Consider the following 18,594-nt stretch of genomic DNA (forward strand, 5'->3'; position numbering starts at 1 on the left):
GTACCACTTTAACGCTCCCCAAGCCATGCAAGTGCATTACCGAGATTATTTTGCACCATCGCCCAAGCATGGGGCATAAGGTCCTTGGTGTGTCCCTCGAGTGCAAGTTTGAACGCGTCAACGGCCTTTTCAAGTCTTTGCGTGTCGCATTCGCGTCGCCCGAGCGTGAGAAGCGCGAGGCCAAAGTTGTTATGCCAAAATCCCCGCTGATCTTGTTCAAATACGCGGTTCAGACTCAGTGCAGCTATTTCGATAGCTACCTCCAAATCAAAATTTAAACCTGCGTCGCGGCCACGTTCAAACCATTCGTCGTAGGCTTTATCTAATGCGGCTAGTTGATCGTATGGTTGATCTGGATGGTTAAGTTCGCATATTCGAGCGATACGTGCGGCGGCAGAAGCGGCATTGCGACGCAAGATGTCTTGGTTAAGGCCCGATTCAAGAATTTTAACGCCGGCCTGCAGGGATTCTGTGCGACGCTCAGTCTCGCGCTGTTCCCATTCTGCAAAGCCGTGATCGGCTTCAGTCGCAGCAGCATCGAAATCACTGGCATCGTATTTCTCGCGCACCCGTGCAAGCACCGCGTCGACAAAAGCACCAAGGTTACTGCCGCCGCGTCCCTCTCTCTCTACTTCAATTGCGATCTCTGCGTGCGATTCCAATTCCTTAAGCGCCTGTTCGGGGTCATTTATGTTAAGGGCTGTCCGCCGTGCAATTGCCATTACCTTTTGCTGGGTGACATTTGCCGCTTCCAGTTTTCGAGATAATTCTTCGTTTTTATTCAGTTGGTTAACGAGTTGTCCTGCAAGTTCGTTCTTGTCTTCAACAGTGGCTTGAAGTTTGTCGATCTTGTATTCGAACCTGCGAAGATGATCCTTTACGTCCGTTACAAAGCTGGAAAGATCTGGAAACTCTGTGCGCTTTTGACGGGTAAGGTCATTAAGCATCCCGCGAATGTCCACCAGTTCGGTGGCGAAAAAGATCGAGCGGAAACGTTCGTTCGTTTTAAGTTCTTCGGCGACGAAAAGTGAGAAGGCTTCATACCAGCCAGCACCTTCATTTTCGCCCTTGAATAAACGGACAAACAGAGAAGGGGGCTCGCGACCAGCGTCGCGGAAGATTTCTTCTAGCGCGCGGTCTTCACATTCTAACTGCGCTTTGCGGTTCAAGTCAGCATAGCTTTGATGCGTGGCTGCAGTTGCAAGATGTTCAAGGACATCAGTAATATCATCCGCACCGAGCATATCGTGATCGATATTTTGATCGCTAAGTAGTTTTAGGCGGGGGTCGATGAAAGCGCGTAGGTTGTTTGCAAACGCATGGTCATCCGATCCAAGTTCATTGTCCGGCAATGACCTCAGCACTTGGGTATAGCGCCGTGCGATATGATCAAGCGCACAGATATGCGCAGTACGCACACCCTTGACCAGATCGTGATTGCTCGGTGTTCTGCGTCCTGCCAGTGCCCGTACTTTGCAACCGTGCAGCCAATCTTTGACCGGCCCGATCTTGCTAACTGTTCCTGCAGCTTTACCAGCTACTCCAAGGATAGATGTCACGGTCGCAGTGGCAATTAATTCTGGCAAATTCATCTCCGCAGGCTGAGTGCAAAATGCATGACCATTTTGGCGAGAGTATTGCTATCTGACTACCTCTTTTTATTAGTGTTTTGAATTTTACTGCTCTGTTTTAAAAATGCGCCGATGACTTGCGGAATGTTGGAGGAAAACGGCGATGTCCTCGCGCGAATATCCCAATAGTTCTCCCATCCGCGCAGAATCTCTGTCTTGATCTACTACCGTCCCCGCGCACAGATTGCGACACATGGTCAATGCTTCCTCAATCCGCCATTCTTCGCCGGGCAGGGCGAAGAGCAAGTAGCGCATGTCATAAGGCGGGCGGGGGATAATTTCCTCAACGCGGATGATCCGGCCTGCCTCAACATGCGGGGCAAAGTCTGCTTCGGGGAAATAGTCACTGATATGAACCGCGTCCGAGAACATCGCCATCGGCTTTGTTCCGGCCAGCATCAGTTCCAGTTCGCGGTCATTGTGCGGGCCAATGCCCGGCGGAAGTTCGAAATCATCATCCATGCGATCACCCGAGTTTTCTGATCCAAGCTTCACACCGGTTCGAGACATCGTCAACGATAAGGTCCAGACGGCGGCTGTCGGCGTCGGTATCACGAACTTCATCGCGCAGCGGGGTGATGGTTTCGCGCAGTTTTTTTGCCATGGTGAGCAACGCCTTGCGAAGTGCGGTGGGGGAGCTGCCGATTGTGCGGGCCTGGGCCTCCCAGTGCGACCAGTCCAGTTCGGTCGGGTCAAAACATCCGCCGATGGATTGGGCGAGGCGGGGGCGCTGGCTTTTGAAGCAATCGCGAAATGCCGCACCATTGTTGACGTCATAGAGCGGACTGATCGCGGTGTGGACATTTGTCGCATTGGCATTTGTAGGGCGCTGCCGATAGATCAGGGAATAGTTCTTGGCGTGCGCATCCGGGTTGCCGATCAGGAAATTGAAAATCACAAAGCCAAGCAGCTTGGGGATATCGCGCGCCGGGATGGTGGATGCCTGTTTGGTGAGCGTAAACATCGCGGCAAGGTCCGGTCCGCCCTGACGTTCATATTTGACATCCGGATTGACCCCAAGTGCCTGACAGAAATCTTCCTGATGCAGGCGGGTGACGCGGACGCCGTTTGATGTCTGGGCGTAGGCGCGGTCAAAGCGGGTGACGAACAGGACCGGGCGATCATTGAACAGGCGGATTTTGGTGTGCGCGGCATCAAGGCCGATCTTGCGCGCAAGCTTCATGCAGAAATGCTCGGTCCGGGTAGAGTCCGGCAGGCGTTCGATATCAATCTTGAGGATATGGGTGCTTGGATATCCGCCAAACGGCAGGGAGATTTCCTGTGTGGCTGGATCGATATAAACCGCAGCCTTGTCATTGACCCCGGCCAGTGACAGGACAACTTCATCCTCTTCGATGAAAAGCGGTCTTTGCGGCAGCTCGGCAATGCGTTTGGCAAGATCATCGGTCGAAATCGCCGAAAGGTGGGCATCGGATTGCAGGGGGCTTTTTGCCTGATCGGGATGGATCAGCATCAAGGCCCCGGCGCAATCGCGCCCGATATGTTCCAGAATGCCAAACTCGTCCGTCGGGGCGACATCAAACAATGCTGCGATCTGGCGGCGGACATCCTTTTTATCGGGCAGAAGCCCGTCAAAGAACGGTTCAATGGCCTGATGGTCAAACGCACCATCCCGCAGCGGAATGCTTTGCGAAACCGGATAGGCCGCAGGGCTCGCAAGCCATTCCGGGTCATATTCAAAAGACATATAGCCGCGTGCATCGGCGCGCAAAACGCCAACCCGGTCGCGGCCATTGGCAAGGATCAGAAGGGTTTTGGTCATGCCGTGCCCCCGTCCGTTTGGCCGGGATCGGGTTCGGATGACATATCCGACCAGTCCAGCGTCACCTGACCGCCAAGGGCACGGGTGATATCCAGGATATTGGCAAAGCCCGGATTGTCGGCCTTGCCGGTTTCAAGCTGGCTGAGGAACTTGATGCTCAAGCCCGTGGCAAGCGCCAGATCGGTCTGCGACAGGCCAAGCGCCTTGCGGGCCTTGCGGATTTCCGGGCCAAGTTGATCCATGCGGGTGATGTGCACAACATCCTCCAAATTTACCTATCGGTAAATTTAGGGGGTTTTGCTGTGAATGTAAAGTGAAGTTTACCTATAGGTAAAATTCGGTGATTGAGGCCCGATTTTTAGCGAAATTTTACTTATGGGTAAAATATGGCGCTTCTGCGAGTTTGCAGAAGCGCCAAACTTTGGTCCTGACACCACTCCGTGCTTACAGCGAAATCTCAAGGTTCTTCATAACTTTGCCCTGACCGCCTGCCAGAAGGCCGGTGATGCGGCCGTCTTTAAGGTCCAGCGTGACCTTGATTTCGCTTGGCGACGGTTCAGTCATGAATTCGCCCTGGGCGATTAGGAAGGTGTCCTTTTTGATGTCCAGCAGATCATGAAGAACGCAGGCCAGCGGGCCGGCGGCCATGCCGGTGGCGGCTTCCTCGGTGATGCCATAGCGCGGGGCGAACATGCGGGTGGTGGCGTCAATCCCGGTTTCTTCGGTTTCGGTGGTGAAGATGTAATAGCCGATCAGGTCCAGCTTCTCGCTGATCGCGTTAATGGCGTCCTGATCGGGCGTGATGTTGGCGAGGATATCGGCGTTTTTCACCGCAATGACGATGAAGTTATTGCCGGTATTGACCCGCACCGGGCGGGCGCGGTCATCAAGATCATCGGTGGTGATCGCAAGCGATTTCAGCACATTATCAAGTGTTACGCCTTGATCAATCCAGCGGGTGGCCGGGGTGTAGGTCGGGGCCAGTTGCTCCATATAGGCCATGCCGTGATCAAGGATGATCTTGCGCGGGCCATCGACAGTTTCCTTTGATGTCTCGCCATCGCCAAAGCGTTCAAGTTCGGCGAGATAGGAAAAGGTCGCGATGGTCGCATGGCCGCAATGGGCGATGCGTTTGGTCGGTGTAAAGAAATCAAGCTTGATGCCGCAGGTCTCGGATTTCGAGACAAAGGCGGTTTCCGACAGGCCGACTTTCTGCGCGATCAAAAGCTTTTGCGCGTCGCTGTATTGATCGGCATCCAGCACGACACCGGCCGGGTTGCCGCCCTGACCATTTTTCACGAACGCATTGACGATCTGCACCGGGACGATTTGGGTATTTTGTTGAGATGTACTCATGACTCTATTCCTGCTAAAATCTCTGTTGAAGCTTTTTTAATAAATCTCACAGGGATTCTGGACTCATATATAGATGAAGAAACCTCATGAAATGTCGCGAGCCGACCTGATCGGACGGGTGAGCCCCCTGGCCCCGGTGTTGGCCGCGATTGCGCGTGAAAACAGTTTCAGCAAGGCGGCCGAAAAGCTGGGTGTGCATCAATCGGCCATCAGTCACCGGATTACCCAGCTTGAAGAGACGCTTGGCTTTGCGTTGTTTGAACGCACCACGCGCCAGATCACGCCGACTGAATATGGCCGGGTGCTGTGTGCGGCCGCGCTTGAAACGGTGGGTGTCTGGGATGGGGCGTTTGACCGGCTGGAGAAATTCAGAACGAGCGGCACGGTGCGCCTGTCGGTGTCATCCGCGCTGGCGATGAAATGGGTATTGCCTAATCTGGCAAGCGCCCAAGAAGCCGGACTTGAGATTGCCTTGGACGTCAATGACCGGCAGGTGGATTTCACCAACGGCACGATGGATGCTGCGATCCGCTTTGGCGCCGGGCCCTATCCCGGTTTGCATTCCAGCTTGCTTAAAAAGGCAGCGATCGTGCCGGTCGCTCGTCCGGGCTATATCGCCGGGGGCAGGGGGCTTGAAGATGTTCTTGGCGACCGTGATGTCACCTTGCTTAAGGATGCGGTGGGGGAGCGCGATGGCACCGATTTCAGTTGGGGCTATTATTGCGCGCAGGCCGGTTTAAGCTTTGATGCGGATCGCAAGGCATTGGCCTTTGATCGTGCTGATCTGGTGTTGCAGGCGGCGATCAATGGCATGGGCATCGGGCTTGGCCGAACGCTTCTGATTGAAGGCGATATCGCGCAAGGGTTTCTTGCACCGGTTGGTTCGGCGGTTCCCATGAAATCGGCCTATTGGCTGGTCTGCCGTGCCGAGTTTGCCAAGACAGAGCGCCATGCGAAGCTTTTGGCCTGGCTGAAGGATCAGATGAAATAGGCTTGCCGTTTCGCACGTGTCTGCCTAAATTCCCGCCATGACAAATACAACTGATGACATGATCTATCGCGTATTGGGTTCGGATGAATGGGCGGAAGCGCTCAGTGCCGGACAATATGACGGTGCGCCGCACGATATTGCCGATGGCTTTATCCATTTCTCGACCCAGGATACGCTGGCCGCAACGCTTGCGCTGCATTATGCCGGGCGCGATCATTTGAAATTGTTGCGGGTGCCGGTCGCGCCGATTGCCGCGAAAATCAAATGGGAACCGGCCCGTGGTGGCACCCTGTTCCCGCATCTTTATGATGTTCTGTCCGTGGAGCACGTGACCAAGGTCGATGAAATTCGCCTTGATGAAAACGGTGTTCATATCCTTCCTGAAGATCTGCGCTAATCTGCGCCAGCCCCGCCTCAACGCGCCGGATTTAAATCCCGCGCGGTTTCCAAAGATATAATCGTCCGCCGCCCTTCTTGGTGCCGGTATCAACCACGCCGGGGAGCTTCCCGGCGCGTACCGCATTCAGGAACGCGTGGCCGAGTTTGACCTTGTCGCCGATATAGAGTGTTTCCCAGCCCTGCCCATAGATTTCATGGAAATGAAACGGGCCGGGGGCGCGGGTGACAAGGGTTGCTTTGAGTTTATCAAGATCAAGCTGTGTCATGGGGTGATCTCATCATAGGTGCGGCGTGTCTGCATTGTTCTGGCGCAAATTGGCCGGAAACAAGCGTGCGTATCAGGCGTTGTGCTTTCATGCATAACATTCATATCCATAGCCAAAGGGCCCGGCCATGACGGCGCCGAAGAATGCAAAGGTCGAGGATATCGTTGCGCGGATTGGTAAGCGTGCAGAAGGCGACCGTCATGTTTCGGTCGGCGATATCGTGGCCGAACTAGGACAACGCAGTCAGGGGCCGTTCCTTCTGGTGCCGGCCCTGATTGGTGTGTCGCCGATTGGGGGCATTCCCTTTGCGCCGACCTTTCTGGCCGCGCTCGTTGCCGTGTTTTCCCTGCAAATCATCATCGGGCGCACGCACTTATGGTTGCCCGATGTCTTGGCCGCGCGGGAAATCGGGGGTGAGAAGGTCCGTGCCGGATTGGAAAAGATCGATCCGGTGGCCAAGCGCATGGATCGCTGGTTTGGCGGCCGGTTCGAAAGCCTGATCAGCGGGGTTGCTGTGCGGATCGCAGCACTTATGTGCCTGATCCTGTCGCTGTCGATGCCGATGTTTGAACTTGTCCCGTTTGCCGCCATCGCGCCGCTGAGCGCTATTGCCGCCTTTGGCTTGGCGATCCTGGTCAGTGACGGGCTTTTGATGTTGGCGGCCATTGCCATGACGCTTGGCACCGTGATTTTGATGTTCCAGATCATCTGAGGCATTCAGCTGATAAAGCGGCCCGATATGCAAACAGCCCGCCGATGGTTCGGCGGGCTGTCTTTTTGTGTTTGTGATCGGTGTTAACTTACGCGAGTTCTGCCAGGGCAGAGGCGTTGAAGTCTTCCAGCTGATCATAGGCGCCGTTTTTGACCTTGTTGGCCCACTGGGCGTCGCTCAGAAGCGCGCGGCCAACCGCGATCAGGTCAAACTCGCCCTTTTCCATGCGATTGATCAGCTCATCAAGGCTGGCCTTTTCCGATGCTTCGCCGGAAAACGCACCAATAAAGTCGGATGACAGGCCGACAGAGCCGACCGAAATCGTCGGCGCCCCGGTAAGCTTCTTCGCCCAACCGGCAAAGTTCAGGCCCTTTTCGCCATCAATCTCGGGGAATTCCGGTTCCCAGAAACGGCGTTGAGAGGCATGGATGATATCAACCCCGGCCTCAACCAGCGGGCCGAGCCAATCGGTCATTTCATCAGGCGTATAAGCAAGGCGGGCGGTAAAGTCCTGCTGTTTCCATTGGCTGACGCGCAGGATGATCGGGAAGTCCGGGCCAACAGCGTCCCGCATGGCGGTCACCACTTCGCGGGCAAAGGTCGAACGTTCTTTGATGGTTTTGCCGCCAAAGCGATCGGTGCGCAGGTTGGTGCCCGACCAGAAGAACTGATCAATCAGATAGCCGTGTGCGCCATGAATTTCAAAGGTATCAAAACCGGCATTCTTGGCATCAAGCGCGGCCTTGGCAAAGGCGGCAATCGTGTCGGCAATATCAGATTCCGTCATCGCATTGCCGCGCGGATCATCCGGGCCAACCAGACCCGACGGGCTTTCGACCGGTGCGTCCGGTTCCCAGGCGTCCGGTGTGCGGGTTGATCCGGTATGCCAGATCTGCGGACCCATCTTGCCACCGGCCGCATGCACAGCATCGGCAACGGCCTTCCAGCCCTTCATGGCAGCCTCGCCATGGAAAAGCGGAATGTGCGGAAGATTGCGTGACGCCGGACGATCGACCACCGTGCCCTCGGACAGGATCAGACCAACACCGCCTGCGGCGCGCTTGCTGTAATAATCCGCGTTGGCGGCACCCGGAATGCCATCCGGTGCCTTGTTGCGCGTCATCGGGGCCATGACAATACGGTTGGGAAGATCGAGCGTTTTCAGCTTGAAAGGTGTGAAGAGAATGTCGGGTTTTGACATTGGATATCCTTTGATCGGAATTTTTGTTTTGGTCGCTCCTAGATATTCCGGAAATGGCGGCTGTCAATCTGTGGCCACGCGATAAAAACATCGGTGCATGATTTTATGCAGTATAGCGCCTGAGATCGCTCATAGAGCGGTCACAAGAAAATAACCGGCCGCATGACGCCACTTAATGCCATTGATCCTTGCCCTAAACCCGCCAGCCGCGTAAGAAAAGGGCATGTCCTTTCAAGCACGGAGCGTCTCGCGTGGGGTGGTATAAGTCACTGGTTTTGCCGATTGTCCGCTGGATTGATGCCGAGACCGCGCATGGTCTGGCGATCTGGGCGCTGAAAAACAATCTGGTGCCGCGTGCGGATGACGCGACCGACGCGACCCCGATGCTCGAAACCGAGGTGTTCGGGCGCAAATTTGCCAATCCGGTCGGGCTTGCCGCGGGCTTTGATAAAAACGCCGAAGTCCCCAACCAGATGCTGTCGCACGGCTTTGGCTTTGTTGAAATCGGCTCGGTGACGCCTTTGCCGCAACCGGGCAACCCGAAACCGCGCCTTTTCCGGCTTTATTCTGACCGGGCGGTGATCAACCGCATGGGGTTTAATAATGACGGGGCCGAATTGGTGGCCGCGCGCCTGCGCAAACGCGCACGGCGGGGTGTTTTGGGGGCCAACCTTGGCAAGAACAAATATTCCGAAGACGCGGCCGATGATTACGCCAAGGGGGTCGAAGCGCTTGGCCCCTATGCCGATTATCTGGTGGTCAATGTGTCTTCGCCCAATACGCCGGGCCTGCGCGCTTTGCAGGGCCGCGCCCCGCTTGAAAAGCTTTTGAAAGCTGTGATCAAGGCACGCAACAGCTTTGCCAAGGGGGTGCCGGTGCTGCTGAAAGTCGCCCCGGACCTGACCGAGGAAGACAAATCCGACATCGCGGCTGTGGTCACCAAGGTCAAGCTGGATGGCATGATCGTATCAAACACCACGATTGACCGGCCCGTCGGGCTTAATTCCTATGATCAGGATGAAAAGGGCGGCCTCTCGGGCCCGCCTTTGATGGAACCATCGACCAAGGTTCTGGCGGATTTTTACCGTTTGACCGAGGGCAAGGTGCCGCTCATCGGGGTTGGCGGCATTGCATCGGGCAAGGATGCCTATGAGAAGATCCTCAATGGCGCATCGCTGGTGCAGCTCTATTCCTCGCTGGTCTATCATGGTGTGGAGTTGGTGACCGAGATCAAGGAAGACCTTGCACGGCGGCTGCGCAAGGATGGCTTTGCCAATGTTTCGGATGCGGTCGGGGCTGCCTTCCCGGAAATTTCGGGCAAGGGCATTCCGGTCGATGAAGCCCGTTCTGCCAAGGCCGCCGTGGCCGCCAAATCAAACAAGAAATAACACAAGGATCCGGACGGCATGAGCAAGACCGCCCCCTATGAAATGATCAATGGCCTGTCCGAGGTGATTGGCAAATATGATGCCGTGATCCTTGATCTTTGGGGCGTGGTGCATGACGGGGTGACACCCTATCCAAGCTCGATCGCCGCGATGACCGCCCTTAAGGAAGCCGGCATTCCCGTCGCCCTGTTGTCCAACGCGCCCAGGCGTTCCTCGGTCGTGGTTGGCCGCATGGAAGATATGGGCATTTCGCGTGATCTGTATGGCCCGGCGGTGGCATCGGGCGAGGTCGCCTATGCCCAGCTCGTGGCGCGCTCTGATCCCTGGTACGCCAAGCTGGGCCGCAAGGTTCTTATGGTCGGTCCGGTGCGCGATATGTCGATGTTTGAAAATCAGGATGTCGAAATCGTCACCGAAGTCGATGACGCCGACTGGGTTCTGATCACTGGCCCGAACGAGGATCATGACCCGGTGTCGAAATACGAAGATCTTCTGCATGCGCTTAAGGCCCGCGACCTGCCGGTGCTCTGCCCCAACCCGGACCGCGAAGTGATCCGCGGTGGCAAACGCATCATTTGTGCCGGCGCCATTGCCGGGCGTTACGAAGAACTGGGCGGCAATGTCCGCTGGGAAGGAAAGCCGCTGGCAAGTGCCTATGACTTCTGCCTGCAGATGTTCGATGCGGGCCCGGATGCGAAACTTCTGGTCGTCGGCGACAGCATCTCGACCGATATTGCCGGATCAAATAATGCCGGTCTGGATGTCGCACTCGTCACCGGCGGCATCCACGCCGAAGAACTCGACGCCCCGCGCGGCACGCTTCCGGAACGCGAAAAGCTTGATGCCCTTCTGGCCGCCACGGGCCGACACATCACCTATGCGATGGGGGATTTCTGCTGGTGAGCCATGCCGTACCGTGATGCGTTTGTCAGCGTACTGAAGGCGATATCACGTGCTTTTGACATCGTTGAAAGCGAAGGACACCCGCGCCCTGTTGTTGTTGGCGGTGCTGCGGTAGAGCTCTACACTCAGGGTGCAATTGTCTCAGGCGACATTGATGTCGTGACACCATGGCAAGAGGCGCTTGAAACGGCGTTGGAACGTGTCGGGTTCGAACGCAGTATTGGTTTCGGTGCCTTTGCCCGTGGCTTTCAGCATCCTGATCTTGGCTTCGGTATTGAGGTGGTTGGTAGCGCGCTAATGGAAGGCAGTGCTGATCAGGACCGGCTTTTGATCGTGGATCTTGATGAACACAGCAATGTAACCTTTATTGCGATTGAAGATCTGATTGCAGATCGAATGGGGCAATATGATGCACCACCAAACATGCGTGAAGATATGTTGGAGCAGGCCGCAGCGTTGCTGAAACTTGCGGAAAATCTGGATAACGCTTATCTTGATAAAAGAATACGTGAGGAAACAGCCGGTGATTTCGGGCTGGAATTTCTGGAAGAATATGTCAATGCGCAGAATAACTCTTGAAGAGCTTGGAGCATCTATCGAACGGAAAAAAGCCGAACTTGGCTTTTCCGGACAGGATTATGTTGCGCGTAATTCAGGCAAGTATCGCACCGAAAGCAAGCGTGCCTTGCTTCGAAATATTGCCGCCGCTGCAGCTGAGCGCGGTGAGGAGCCGACTTTCAAAGCCAATTACTGAGCAGTTTTCATGGCTGTTTCTGATACCCGCTTTTCGTTAGGAAAGCGGGTTTTGTTTATGTGGTTTCTGCCGCCACCTTGCTTTCACGGAAGATCACGAAAAGCCCGCTTGCGGTAATGATGGCTGCTCCGACAAAGGTCAGAACATCGGGAGTTTCACCCCAGAACATCCAGCCGAGCGCGGTTGCCCAGATGAGCGCTGTGTAGTCAAAGGGGGCCACCGTCGGGGCCTCGGCAAAGCGGAAGGCCTGGGTGATCATGGCCATGCCAAGCGAGCCGCAGAGCGCAATCGCCAGAAACAGCCAGATGTCCTCCGCCCGGACCGGGCTCCAGACAAAGATCACCGGAATGCTGGTCAGGATCGCGCTGGTCAGGCTGAGATAGAGCAGCAAAGTCCACATGCTTTCGCGCGTATCGACAAAGCGCGCGCTTAGCATGAGGATCGCATAGGTAAACGCAGTCGCAATCGGCAGGAGCGATATCAGCTCAAACGTTGCCGCCCCAGGCCGCACAATCACCAGAACCCCCACAAAGCCAACACTGACCGCAAGCCAGCGCCGCCAGCCGACCCGGGCAATGAAAATCGCCGAAAGGGCGGTGATGAATAACGGGGCGACAAAGGCGAGTGCCGTTGCCTCGGCCAAGCCAAGGTGATGGATGCTGGTAAAGAACATCACGGTGGCGGCAATCCAGACGACACCGCGCATGAAATGCACGTGAACGCGGTTTGAACGCAAGCTGCGAGAACCGCCCATTTTGAGCGCCACCAAAAAGGCAAAGGGAAGGGCGATGATGTTGCGCAGGAAGATGATCTGGATCGGGGAATAATGATCCATAAGGCCTTTGGCCAGCGCATCATTGATGCACAGCGCTGCCACCCCGCCACACATCGTCATGATGCCGGCAAGGTTGTTCTGGCGGGAAGACGTTTGCGTGGCCAATGGGGCTTCCTGATTGGTGGTGGCGTCAGCTTTCAGCTTTACGGGAATTGTTGCGATGAGGCCAGCAGTTAAGCAAAAACGCCGCCCGAAGGTGGGCGGCGTTTCGCAGTTTGATCGGCTTTGAGGAGACGATCATATCGGAGATTATTTGATCGGATCAGATCGCCATCTTGCGGTTGGCGTCGATATAAATCTCGCGCAGGCGCTTGGCGACCGGGCCCGGGACGCCATCGCCGATTTTCTTGTCGTCAATTTCGACAACCGGGCAGACAAAGGCCGAGGCCGAGGTCGAGAAGGCTTCGGCGGCATTCTGCGCTTCTTCGATGGTGAAGTGGCGTTCTTCGACCTTGAGCTGAAGCTCCTCGGCGCATTTCAGAACCGCCGCACGGGTGATGCCGTGCAGGATGTCGGTCGACAGTTCACGGGTGACGATCGTTCCGTCCTTGGTGACGATATAGGCATTGTTGCTTGATCCTTCGGTGACATAGCCATCCAGCACCATCCAGGCATCGTCCTTGCCCTTGGCGGCCGCATCGGTTTTGAGAAGCGACGCATAAAGAAGCTGGGTGGTTTTGATGTCAGACCGGCGCCAGCGGATGTCGGGGAAGGTCACGATCTTCTGGCCGCGTTCGGCAAGGGCCGATTTGATCAGTGATTTGCTTTGCGTGAACATCACAATGGTCGGCGGCGTTTGCGGGTCGATCGCGAAGTCACGATCACCGGCCGAACCACGTGAAACCTGAAGGTAGATCAGGCCTTCGGTGATGTCATTGAGCTTCACCAGTTCGCGGTGGGCTTCAAGAAGCTGGTCAATATCGGGCTTGAACTGGAATTTGAGCTCAGCAAGCGAGCGTTCGAGACGCTTCATGTGACCCGTAAAGTCAATCAGCTTGCCATCAAGCACCGAGGTCACTTCATACACGCCGTCGGCGAACAGGAAGGATCGGTCAAAAATCGAAATCTTTGCTTCGGTTTCCGGCAAAAACTCGCCGTTCACATAAACAGTGCGCATGGTTACTTCCCTGTCTGGCAAACGGATCTGTTGCGATCCGTCATGGATGGATAAGCGACGTTTCCAAAGACCCGTTCGCGCACGGCCAGTGCCATCGCGATCGTTGGCTTGTTCGGTTTCTCCGCTCTTTAGAGTCTCAAATATCACAGGGGGACGCAATCTGTCGCGCAAAAGATCTATATCGTGCGTGTAAAAGGTGAATTGTTGCTTGAATGGGCCGTGAACATGGGGTGAATGCTGTGAATGGGGCCGCGATTGCCGATATTATTCGCAGATTATTCGATTTAAAATTTTTCGATTTTTTGCGTTTGACCGTAACATAGGTTGAGGTTTTATCGTCCTGCTTCATGAGATCAAACGATGATGAAAAGACATCGTCAAAGGAATGGAGCCTTGTGATGAATAGCCACCAGCCCGTCACCCGTAACGCCCCGGCCGCAAAAGACCATGACGTTTTGCAAAGCCGGATCAATGCCAGTTGGGCCGCCCCGATCAAACGCCCGAAGCAGGAAGTGGATCTGGATGCTTATTTCGCCCGGATCGGCTATGACGGCCCGCGCGAAGCCACACTGGAAGTTTTGCAAACCCTGCATGCGATGCATCCGGCAACCATTCCGTTCGAAGCGATTGATGTTTTCAATGACACGCCCATCAGCATCGATCCGGAGCGCGTCGATCAAAAGCTGATCCATGACGGACGGGGTGGTTATTGTTTTGAGCAAAACGGCCTGTTTCGCCGGGTGTTACGCAGCCTTGGCTTTGAGGTCGAAGGTCTGGCCGGGCGGGTTTTATGGGGCTATGGCCCGAATGATTTGCCGCGTCCGCGCTGCCACATGGCCAATCGGGTGATGATTGATGGCGAAGCCTGGCTGGCCGATGTTGGATTGGGCGGCTGTGTGCCAACCGGGCCGTTGTTGCTTGATATCGAAACGCCACAGGCAACCCCGCATGACACCTATCGCGTGACCAAGGGCGCGCATAGCTACCGGATTGAACTGGAACGCGATGGCGTGTGGAAAGCGGTGCATGAGGTCGATATCGCGCCGGTTTCGGATATCGATTACGAGGTGATGAATTGGTACGCATCCGATCACCCCGACAGCGGGTTTTGCAAGACCCTGATGGTCGCGCGTTCTGCCCCGTTTGCGCGCTTTACGTTGCTCAATAACCGCCTGACCATCCGGCTGGTGACTGGCGAGGAAGAGCAACATACGCTCAGTGTTGGGGATATTCCTCAGACGCTTAAAGACATCTTTGGCATCGAGCCGGACCCGACCTGGCAGGGGGCCTTTGCAAGATTGGTCAATCACAGTCACGGATAAAACGATTGTGCGGTGTTTATCCGTGTGTGTTTGATCAAGGGCGGGGAGTTTTGCTCCCCGCCCTAATTACGTTCAAACGGCTTATTTGCCGGCCTTCGCGTTGGCCTCGTTTGTCAGGCTTTCCATATAGCTCAGCAGATCGGCGATGCTTTGGGAGGTAAAGGAAAATTCCGGCATGGTCATGTTGTCATGCGATACCGTGATGCCTTCGGCCAGGGCTTCTTCAAGGTTTTCCAGCGGCCAGCGTTGCCCGAAACTGGCAAGGGCCGGGGCGGTGGTGACGTTCGGATCGGGCAGGGGATCGCCTTCGAATTTGGTGTGACAGCGCAGGCAGGTCTGCTCGGCAATCGATTGCCCGCGTTCGACATCGCCATATGCCTCGCCCTTGTGCGCCATGTAATCGCTGATCCCCCACATGCCCAAGGCCACAACACCGGTCAACAGGATGACAAGGCTGGTTTTCTGCATGGCGGGCTCCCGGATGGTGTTTCTTCGTTGTCTGATGACTGATTGTATAGCAGGGCAAGGTAACGAATTTCCTAAAGGTAACGTCGTTGCATTCTGATGGCAGTAAGAATAAAATCGAAAAATTCATACGATTTGTCTGATTTCATTCAGGGGAGACAGGAATGAAAAAATCACCGCTTTACGCTTTTGCGCTTTCGGTTTTGGTTGCGACGCCTGCATTGGCTCATACCGGGGCCGGTTCGGTTTCCGGGTTTGCGTCGGGCTTTAGCCATCCGATGGGCGGTCTTGATCATCTGCTGGCGATGATTGCGGTTGGCGTTCTGGCTGCCCAGCAGGGCGGGAAAGCCGTCTGGCTTTTGCCGGTTTCGTTTGTGACGATGATGGTGGTTGGCGGTGCTTTGGGGATCGCAGGCGTCGCAATGCCTTTTGTCGAGCTGGGTATTGTGGGCTCCGTGATTGTCCTGGGCGCTGTGATCGCGCTTGGCAAACACATGCCGACCGGCGCTGCGATGGCGTTGGTGGGTGTTTTGGCGGTTTTCCATGGTCATGCGCACGGAACGGAAATGCCGATTGATGCCAGTGGTGTTGAATATGGTCTTGGCTTTGCGATTGCGACGGCAATTTTGCACGCGGTCGGGCTGGGTATTGGTTTTGGCGCAAAAAAGATTGCCGAAAAAATCGCACCTGTCGCCGTTCGCATCGGCGGTGGCATGATTGCCGCGGCTGGTGTGGCCTTACTGGCTGCCTGACGAGTGATATAATTCCATCCGATCTGTCTCGGATGTGGAAAAGAAAGGGGTGGCATAAAGCCACCCCTTTTCATTTCATGGATCAATTCAATTAAGCGGAATGTCGAGCCCTATCCGGAAGGTGCTTGCCTGGGTTGAGCTTACATCCTGATTAAATGAAGATTTGAACTTGCTGTTATCCGGCAGGAAACCGAAAGTTACCGGCGTGTTGGCAATGATTTCAAAGCTATGGGACTCATAGTTCGCCAGGCCAATGCCGTCATAGGCATATTTGGCATAGATACTTCCGCCATCTTCAAAGGTGATGTCTCCGCCAAGTTCCGCTCTGGCGCGCAGCTTTTCGGTATCTACTTGGCTTCCGTTATTATGTGCAATCGGTGGTGCCCGGAAATCCCAAATGCCGCGAAGAGCAACGAATGGCCGATATGTTGGGCCATCTTCGACTTGCAAAACGCGAACAACTTCCGGGCCGAACGTAAGGTTGCCGAAGTCTATTGTCTGGGCTTCGATCCGCTCTCCGCCAAAGTTTGTGTATGCTTTTTGTTCTTCACGGAAGTAGTTGATGCCGATCTGCGGATAAAATTCCCAATTTTCTGAGCGGATGTCGCCGGTCAGATTGGTTTCCAACTGTGAGCGTTCACCGTCATATTTGTCCCAACCCCGGCCGAGCGGATTGATCTTGTTTTTTGATTTACCCCAGGCAACGCGGCCATCCCAAATCAGGTTTTCATCCAGTCGAGACACCATATAGGGCCCGACCATCCAGCCTTTTCCCTCACCTTGGCTGTCTTGGCCAGTGGCAGTCGATTTGTACAGGTCATATTGGCCAAGGATGCCAACCATCGTGTCTTTATCAACACGATAGTCGATGCCCGTCATAAACAGGCCGAAATCGCTGTCTCCTGCTGTGCCACCCCGACTATCATTTATGCCTTCCCATCTGCCCTTCACCCACAGGTTCATCGGGCTTTCAAAATTGGAAAACGCGCTGGGCGGGAGACCACCTGTATTTTGCTCTCCGGCAGCCAGTTCTCCCGTCCAGTTCATCACGCTATTTAGATTTGCTGCAAAGTTGCCTCTTCCTTCGTTCAACTCCAGTGCAACCGGCAAAGTCAAACCTGTGGATTCCGTCAAGGCATTCCCGAATGCGGCGCTGTCGCCAAACAAACCGCCAAGGCTGCCGCCGCCATGGCCAAATCCGCGTCCGGTAATCAATCCGGAAAGGCTAACACTTTGCGACGTCATGTTTCTGATATGAGCAGCAAGTACAGTCTTGATCGCAGACTGGGATTCTTCAAGGTTCCCGGCGGGGGCAAGTGTGTTGTCAAACAGCTTTAGGCTTGCTGTTCCTTTCACCGTGCCGCCTGAGTTGCGCAAGGTAAAGGAAATGAAAATATCGCGCCCGGCAATCTGAGGAAGATTGAACGTTAGGGATTGTCCTGCAATGGTGGAGCCGCTCAGAATTAGTCCGTCGAAATTAGCAAATGATCCCGGCGTCGTTCCTTGTTGGATGGTGACGGTGAGCGACGATCTTCCTTGGGGCGATCCCGAGAAGGTTGCCCAAGTCAGGTCACCAGTGCCAGCGCCGCCCGCACTCGCTTCGAGAGAAATGTTGGCGTCACCAAAGGTCGCCCCGCCACTCAGCGAGATTTCCAGCGTATCGCCCGCTGCAAATCCGGATGGTGCCGGATTTGCCTCCTGGAAGAAGGTCAAGCTGTCGCCGGACACTCTTTTGCTGGCTTCGGTTGTAATCGTCTGTGTCGGTGTCGCTGCACTGCCACCCGCGTTTGTTACGCTGTAGGCATAGGCGCTATTGGGCGCGACAAGCAAAAATAGTGCAATAATACAGAGCCGCGCGAAGTTGGTTTTTATCTGCGTTGTCGATTTTGTTTTTTTGTATCGTATTGTTTCATGTTTTATATTTATTTTCAGTGCGTTGTTGGTAAACGCAGTTATAACAAGCAATACCCGCAACAATATGTGGCCAGACTTAAAACAGCTTTCCATAGCTCAATCGTTCTCCCAGACAATGCGTTCTACGCCGCTGTTGTCTTCTGGCTGCTCTCACAGCAAACAGGGTCATCGTGTTCATGCCATAAGGTTTGCCTTATGAACTGCATCGGGGATGAGAAGAGCTCTGAAAGTCTGCTCTGTTTGCGCCTGATCACATCATCGGATTGCAAAACGCCAAGTTTTTTACCCGGGTCAATGCTTCAACGGTTATCCGCCAGACAGGTCTTTGTCTGATGCATGAATTTCCATCACGCAAAGACACCTTGAAGATCGGCGAAATTTTCAAGTGAACAAGAAACGCTTCAATCCCCGCGCAAAAAATTAAGCTGCATTTCCGATAAAGAAACATGCAATTTGGTGCGGGCATACGTTTGCTGCGCTTTGGGGATATTCTGGACGCTTTCTGGATATCGCACCCGGTTTCTAGTGCCGGATCGACCATTTGAATGAGTTTGGACCCTAGAACGATAGACGTCGAACGTGCGTTAGAGGCAGGCGAGTGCGCGGCTGGAGATCGATACCGAATTCTTTGCCGGGTCCTTGAGGTTCGCGAACTGGTAGCTGTCGGCCTGATGGATCGGTCCGACATCGACCCCGGATTTGATCAGGGCGTTTCGGGTGCTTTCGACATCCTCGACTTCAAAGACCAGTTTGATCAAAGACTGGCCCGCTTTCTGACCTTTGCCTGCCGGATGCGGCATCAGGA

Annotated in this window: 21 protein-coding genes; 9 read left to right on the forward strand and 12 right to left on the reverse strand. The window is 54.9% G+C overall.

Annotated elements, in window-relative coordinates; all coding sequences use genetic code 11:
- Positions 1 to 8: 8 nt before the first annotated feature.
- From TH4_RS15445 to TH4_RS15465, 5 genes are all read right to left on the reverse strand, one after another.
- Positions 9 to 1,586, reverse strand: a complete 1,578-nt coding sequence (locus TH4_RS15445; RefSeq protein ID WP_157097767.1) for a hypothetical protein — start codon at positions 1,584 to 1,586, stop codon at positions 9 to 11.
- 90 nt (positions 1,587 to 1,676) lie between these two features.
- Positions 1,677 to 2,093 carry a hypothetical protein gene (locus tag TH4_RS15450; protein ID WP_064781818.1) on the reverse strand — a complete coding sequence of 139 codons (417 nt, stop codon included), beginning with the start codon at positions 2,091 to 2,093 and terminating at the stop codon, positions 1,677 to 1,679.
- A gap of 4 nt (positions 2,094 to 2,097) precedes the next feature.
- Complete coding sequence (locus TH4_RS15455) at positions 2,098 to 3,414, reverse strand: type II toxin-antitoxin system HipA family toxin (protein ID WP_064781819.1); 1,317 nt, start codon at positions 3,412 to 3,414, stop codon at positions 2,098 to 2,100.
- Positions 3,411 to 3,671 (reverse strand): helix-turn-helix domain-containing protein, encoded by a 261-nt coding sequence (locus TH4_RS15460; RefSeq protein ID WP_209272232.1) that lies wholly within the window; start codon positions 3,669 to 3,671, stop codon positions 3,411 to 3,413. Before TH4_RS15460 ends, TH4_RS15455 begins: the two co-directional genes overlap by 4 nt.
- 187 nt (positions 3,672 to 3,858) lie before the next feature.
- Complete coding sequence (locus TH4_RS15465) at positions 3,859 to 4,770, reverse strand: PhzF family phenazine biosynthesis protein (RefSeq protein ID WP_064781821.1); 912 nt, start codon at positions 4,768 to 4,770, stop codon at positions 3,859 to 3,861.
- 73 nt (positions 4,771 to 4,843) lie between these two features.
- Between TH4_RS15465 and TH4_RS15470 the strand changes: the two genes are divergently transcribed.
- A complete protein-coding gene (locus TH4_RS15470) occupies positions 4,844 to 5,761 on the forward strand; it encodes a LysR substrate-binding domain-containing protein (RefSeq protein WP_083997134.1) in 918 nt (305 codons plus the stop codon).
- A 37-nt stretch (positions 5,762 to 5,798) separates the two neighbouring features.
- Positions 5,799 to 6,158, forward strand: coding sequence for a DUF952 domain-containing protein (locus TH4_RS15475; protein ID WP_064781822.1), 360 nt, complete (start codon positions 5,799 to 5,801; stop codon positions 6,156 to 6,158).
- Positions 6,159 to 6,189: 31 nt separating this feature from the next.
- On the opposite strand, the gene TH4_RS15480 is transcribed toward TH4_RS15475, so the two are convergent.
- Positions 6,190 to 6,426, reverse strand: coding sequence for a DUF1413 domain-containing protein (locus tag TH4_RS15480; protein ID WP_064781823.1), 237 nt, complete (start codon positions 6,424 to 6,426; stop codon positions 6,190 to 6,192).
- 127 nt (positions 6,427 to 6,553) lie between these two features.
- Between TH4_RS15480 and TH4_RS15485 the strand changes: the two genes are divergently transcribed.
- The gene (locus tag TH4_RS15485; protein WP_064781824.1) at positions 6,554 to 7,138 is read left to right on the forward strand and encodes an exopolysaccharide biosynthesis protein; all 585 of its coding nucleotides are present in this window, start codon (positions 6,554 to 6,556) and stop codon (positions 7,136 to 7,138) included.
- Positions 7,139 to 7,226: 88 nt separating this feature from the next.
- Here the strand turns inward: TH4_RS15485 and TH4_RS15490 are convergent, their stop codons facing one another.
- A complete protein-coding gene (locus tag TH4_RS15490) occupies positions 7,227 to 8,339 on the reverse strand; it encodes an NADH:flavin oxidoreductase (RefSeq protein ID WP_064781825.1) in 1,113 nt (370 codons plus the stop codon).
- Positions 8,340 to 8,590: 251 nt separating this feature from the next.
- Here TH4_RS15490 and TH4_RS15495 point away from each other — a divergent pair, with 251 nt between their 5' ends.
- The 4 genes from TH4_RS15495 to TH4_RS15510 are packed head-to-tail and all read left to right on the forward strand — an operon-like array spanning position 8,591 to position 11,384.
- On the forward strand, positions 8,591 to 9,727 hold the full coding sequence (locus TH4_RS15495; RefSeq protein ID WP_064781826.1) for a quinone-dependent dihydroorotate dehydrogenase: 1,137 nt from the start codon (positions 8,591 to 8,593) through the stop codon (positions 9,725 to 9,727).
- A gap of 18 nt (positions 9,728 to 9,745) precedes the next feature.
- Complete coding sequence (locus TH4_RS15500) at positions 9,746 to 10,630, forward strand: TIGR01459 family HAD-type hydrolase (protein ID WP_064781827.1); 885 nt, start codon at positions 9,746 to 9,748, stop codon at positions 10,628 to 10,630.
- 3 nt (positions 10,631 to 10,633) lie between these two features.
- Entirely contained in the window at positions 10,634 to 11,209 is a 576-nt protein-coding gene (locus TH4_RS15505; RefSeq protein WP_064781828.1) for a hypothetical protein, read from the forward strand.
- Positions 11,190 to 11,384: a hypothetical protein gene (locus TH4_RS15510; RefSeq protein WP_064781829.1), complete on the forward strand. Its 195-nt coding sequence runs from the start codon at positions 11,190 to 11,192 to the stop codon at positions 11,382 to 11,384. The genes TH4_RS15505 and TH4_RS15510 overlap by 20 nt, the downstream gene beginning before the upstream one ends.
- Positions 11,385 to 11,439: 55 nt before the next feature.
- On the opposite strand, the gene TH4_RS15515 is transcribed toward TH4_RS15510, so the two are convergent.
- Complete coding sequence (locus TH4_RS15515) at positions 11,440 to 12,324, reverse strand: DMT family transporter (protein WP_083997135.1); 885 nt, start codon at positions 12,322 to 12,324, stop codon at positions 11,440 to 11,442.
- 157 nt (positions 12,325 to 12,481) lie between these two features.
- The gene (locus TH4_RS15520; RefSeq protein WP_063087870.1) at positions 12,482 to 13,336 is read right to left on the reverse strand and encodes a D-amino-acid transaminase; all 855 of its coding nucleotides are present in this window, start codon (positions 13,334 to 13,336) and stop codon (positions 12,482 to 12,484) included.
- Positions 13,337 to 13,734: 398 nt separating this feature from the next.
- Between TH4_RS15520 and TH4_RS15525 the strand changes: the two genes are divergently transcribed.
- The gene (locus TH4_RS15525; protein WP_083997141.1) at positions 13,735 to 14,658 is read left to right on the forward strand and encodes an arylamine N-acetyltransferase family protein; all 924 of its coding nucleotides are present in this window, start codon (positions 13,735 to 13,737) and stop codon (positions 14,656 to 14,658) included.
- Between the two features lie 81 nt (positions 14,659 to 14,739).
- Here the strand turns inward: TH4_RS15525 and TH4_RS15530 are convergent, their stop codons facing one another.
- On the reverse strand, positions 14,740 to 15,126 hold the full coding sequence (locus tag TH4_RS15530; protein ID WP_064781830.1) for a c-type cytochrome: 387 nt from the start codon (positions 15,124 to 15,126) through the stop codon (positions 14,740 to 14,742).
- A 161-nt stretch (positions 15,127 to 15,287) separates the two neighbouring features.
- On the opposite strand from TH4_RS15530, the gene TH4_RS15535 reads away from it, so the two are divergent.
- Entirely contained in the window at positions 15,288 to 15,875 is a 588-nt protein-coding gene (locus TH4_RS15535; protein ID WP_064781831.1) for a HupE/UreJ family protein, read from the forward strand.
- Positions 15,876 to 15,962: 87 nt separating this feature from the next.
- Here TH4_RS15535 and TH4_RS15540 read toward each other — a convergent pair whose 3' ends face one another.
- Entirely contained in the window at positions 15,963 to 17,882 is a 1,920-nt protein-coding gene (locus TH4_RS15540) for an autotransporter outer membrane beta-barrel domain-containing protein (protein ID WP_083997136.1), read from the reverse strand.
- A 491-nt stretch (positions 17,883 to 18,373) separates the two neighbouring features.
- Positions 18,374 to 18,589, reverse strand: coding sequence for a VOC family protein (locus tag TH4_RS15545; protein ID WP_064781833.1), 216 nt, complete (start codon positions 18,587 to 18,589; stop codon positions 18,374 to 18,376).
- Between the last annotated feature and the right edge of the window lie 5 nt (positions 18,590 to 18,594).

It is taken from the genome of Thalassospira tepidiphila MCCC 1A03514, from assembly GCF_001662875.1.
In the GTDB taxonomy this organism is placed as follows: domain Bacteria; phylum Pseudomonadota; class Alphaproteobacteria; order Rhodospirillales; family Thalassospiraceae; genus Thalassospira; species Thalassospira tepidiphila.

Coding starts and splice junctions, on each gene's coding strand:
- TH4_RS15510 (WP_064781829.1), top strand. CDS start 11,190: ATGCGCAGAATAACTCTTGAAGAGCTTGGAGCATCTATCGAACGGAAA.
- TH4_RS15525 (WP_083997141.1), top strand. CDS start 13,735: ATGAATAGCCACCAGCCCGTCACCCGTAACGCCCCGGCCGCAAAAGAC.
- TH4_RS15520 (WP_063087870.1), bottom strand. CDS start 13,336: ATGCGCACTGTTTATGTGAACGGCGAGTTTTTGCCGGAAACCGAAGCA.
- TH4_RS15470 (WP_083997134.1), top strand. CDS start 4,844: ATGAAGAAACCTCATGAAATGTCGCGAGCCGACCTGATCGGACGGGTG.
- TH4_RS15480 (WP_064781823.1), bottom strand. CDS start 6,426: ATGACACAGCTTGATCTTGATAAACTCAAAGCAACCCTTGTCACCCGC.
- TH4_RS15540 (WP_083997136.1), bottom strand. CDS start 17,882: ATGGAAAGCTGTTTTAAGTCTGGCCACATATTGTTGCGGGTATTGCTT.
- TH4_RS15505 (WP_064781828.1), top strand. CDS start 10,634: ATGCCGTACCGTGATGCGTTTGTCAGCGTACTGAAGGCGATATCACGT.
- TH4_RS15490 (WP_064781825.1), bottom strand. CDS start 8,339: ATGTCAAAACCCGACATTCTCTTCACACCTTTCAAGCTGAAAACGCTC.
- TH4_RS15465 (WP_064781821.1), bottom strand. CDS start 4,770: ATGAGTACATCTCAACAAAATACCCAAATCGTCCCGGTGCAGATCGTC.
- TH4_RS15530 (WP_064781830.1), bottom strand. CDS start 15,126: ATGCAGAAAACCAGCCTTGTCATCCTGTTGACCGGTGTTGTGGCCTTG.
- TH4_RS15485 (WP_064781824.1), top strand. CDS start 6,554: ATGACGGCGCCGAAGAATGCAAAGGTCGAGGATATCGTTGCGCGGATT.
- TH4_RS15535 (WP_064781831.1), top strand. CDS start 15,288: ATGAAAAAATCACCGCTTTACGCTTTTGCGCTTTCGGTTTTGGTTGCG.
- TH4_RS15455 (WP_064781819.1), bottom strand. CDS start 3,414: ATGACCAAAACCCTTCTGATCCTTGCCAATGGCCGCGACCGGGTTGGC.
- TH4_RS15450 (WP_064781818.1), bottom strand. CDS start 2,093: ATGGATGATGATTTCGAACTTCCGCCGGGCATTGGCCCGCACAATGAC.
- TH4_RS15475 (WP_064781822.1), top strand. CDS start 5,799: ATGACAAATACAACTGATGACATGATCTATCGCGTATTGGGTTCGGAT.
- TH4_RS15545 (WP_064781833.1), bottom strand. CDS start 18,589: ATGCCGCATCCGGCAGGCAAAGGTCAGAAAGCGGGCCAGTCTTTGATC.
- TH4_RS15500 (WP_064781827.1), top strand. CDS start 9,746: ATGAGCAAGACCGCCCCCTATGAAATGATCAATGGCCTGTCCGAGGTG.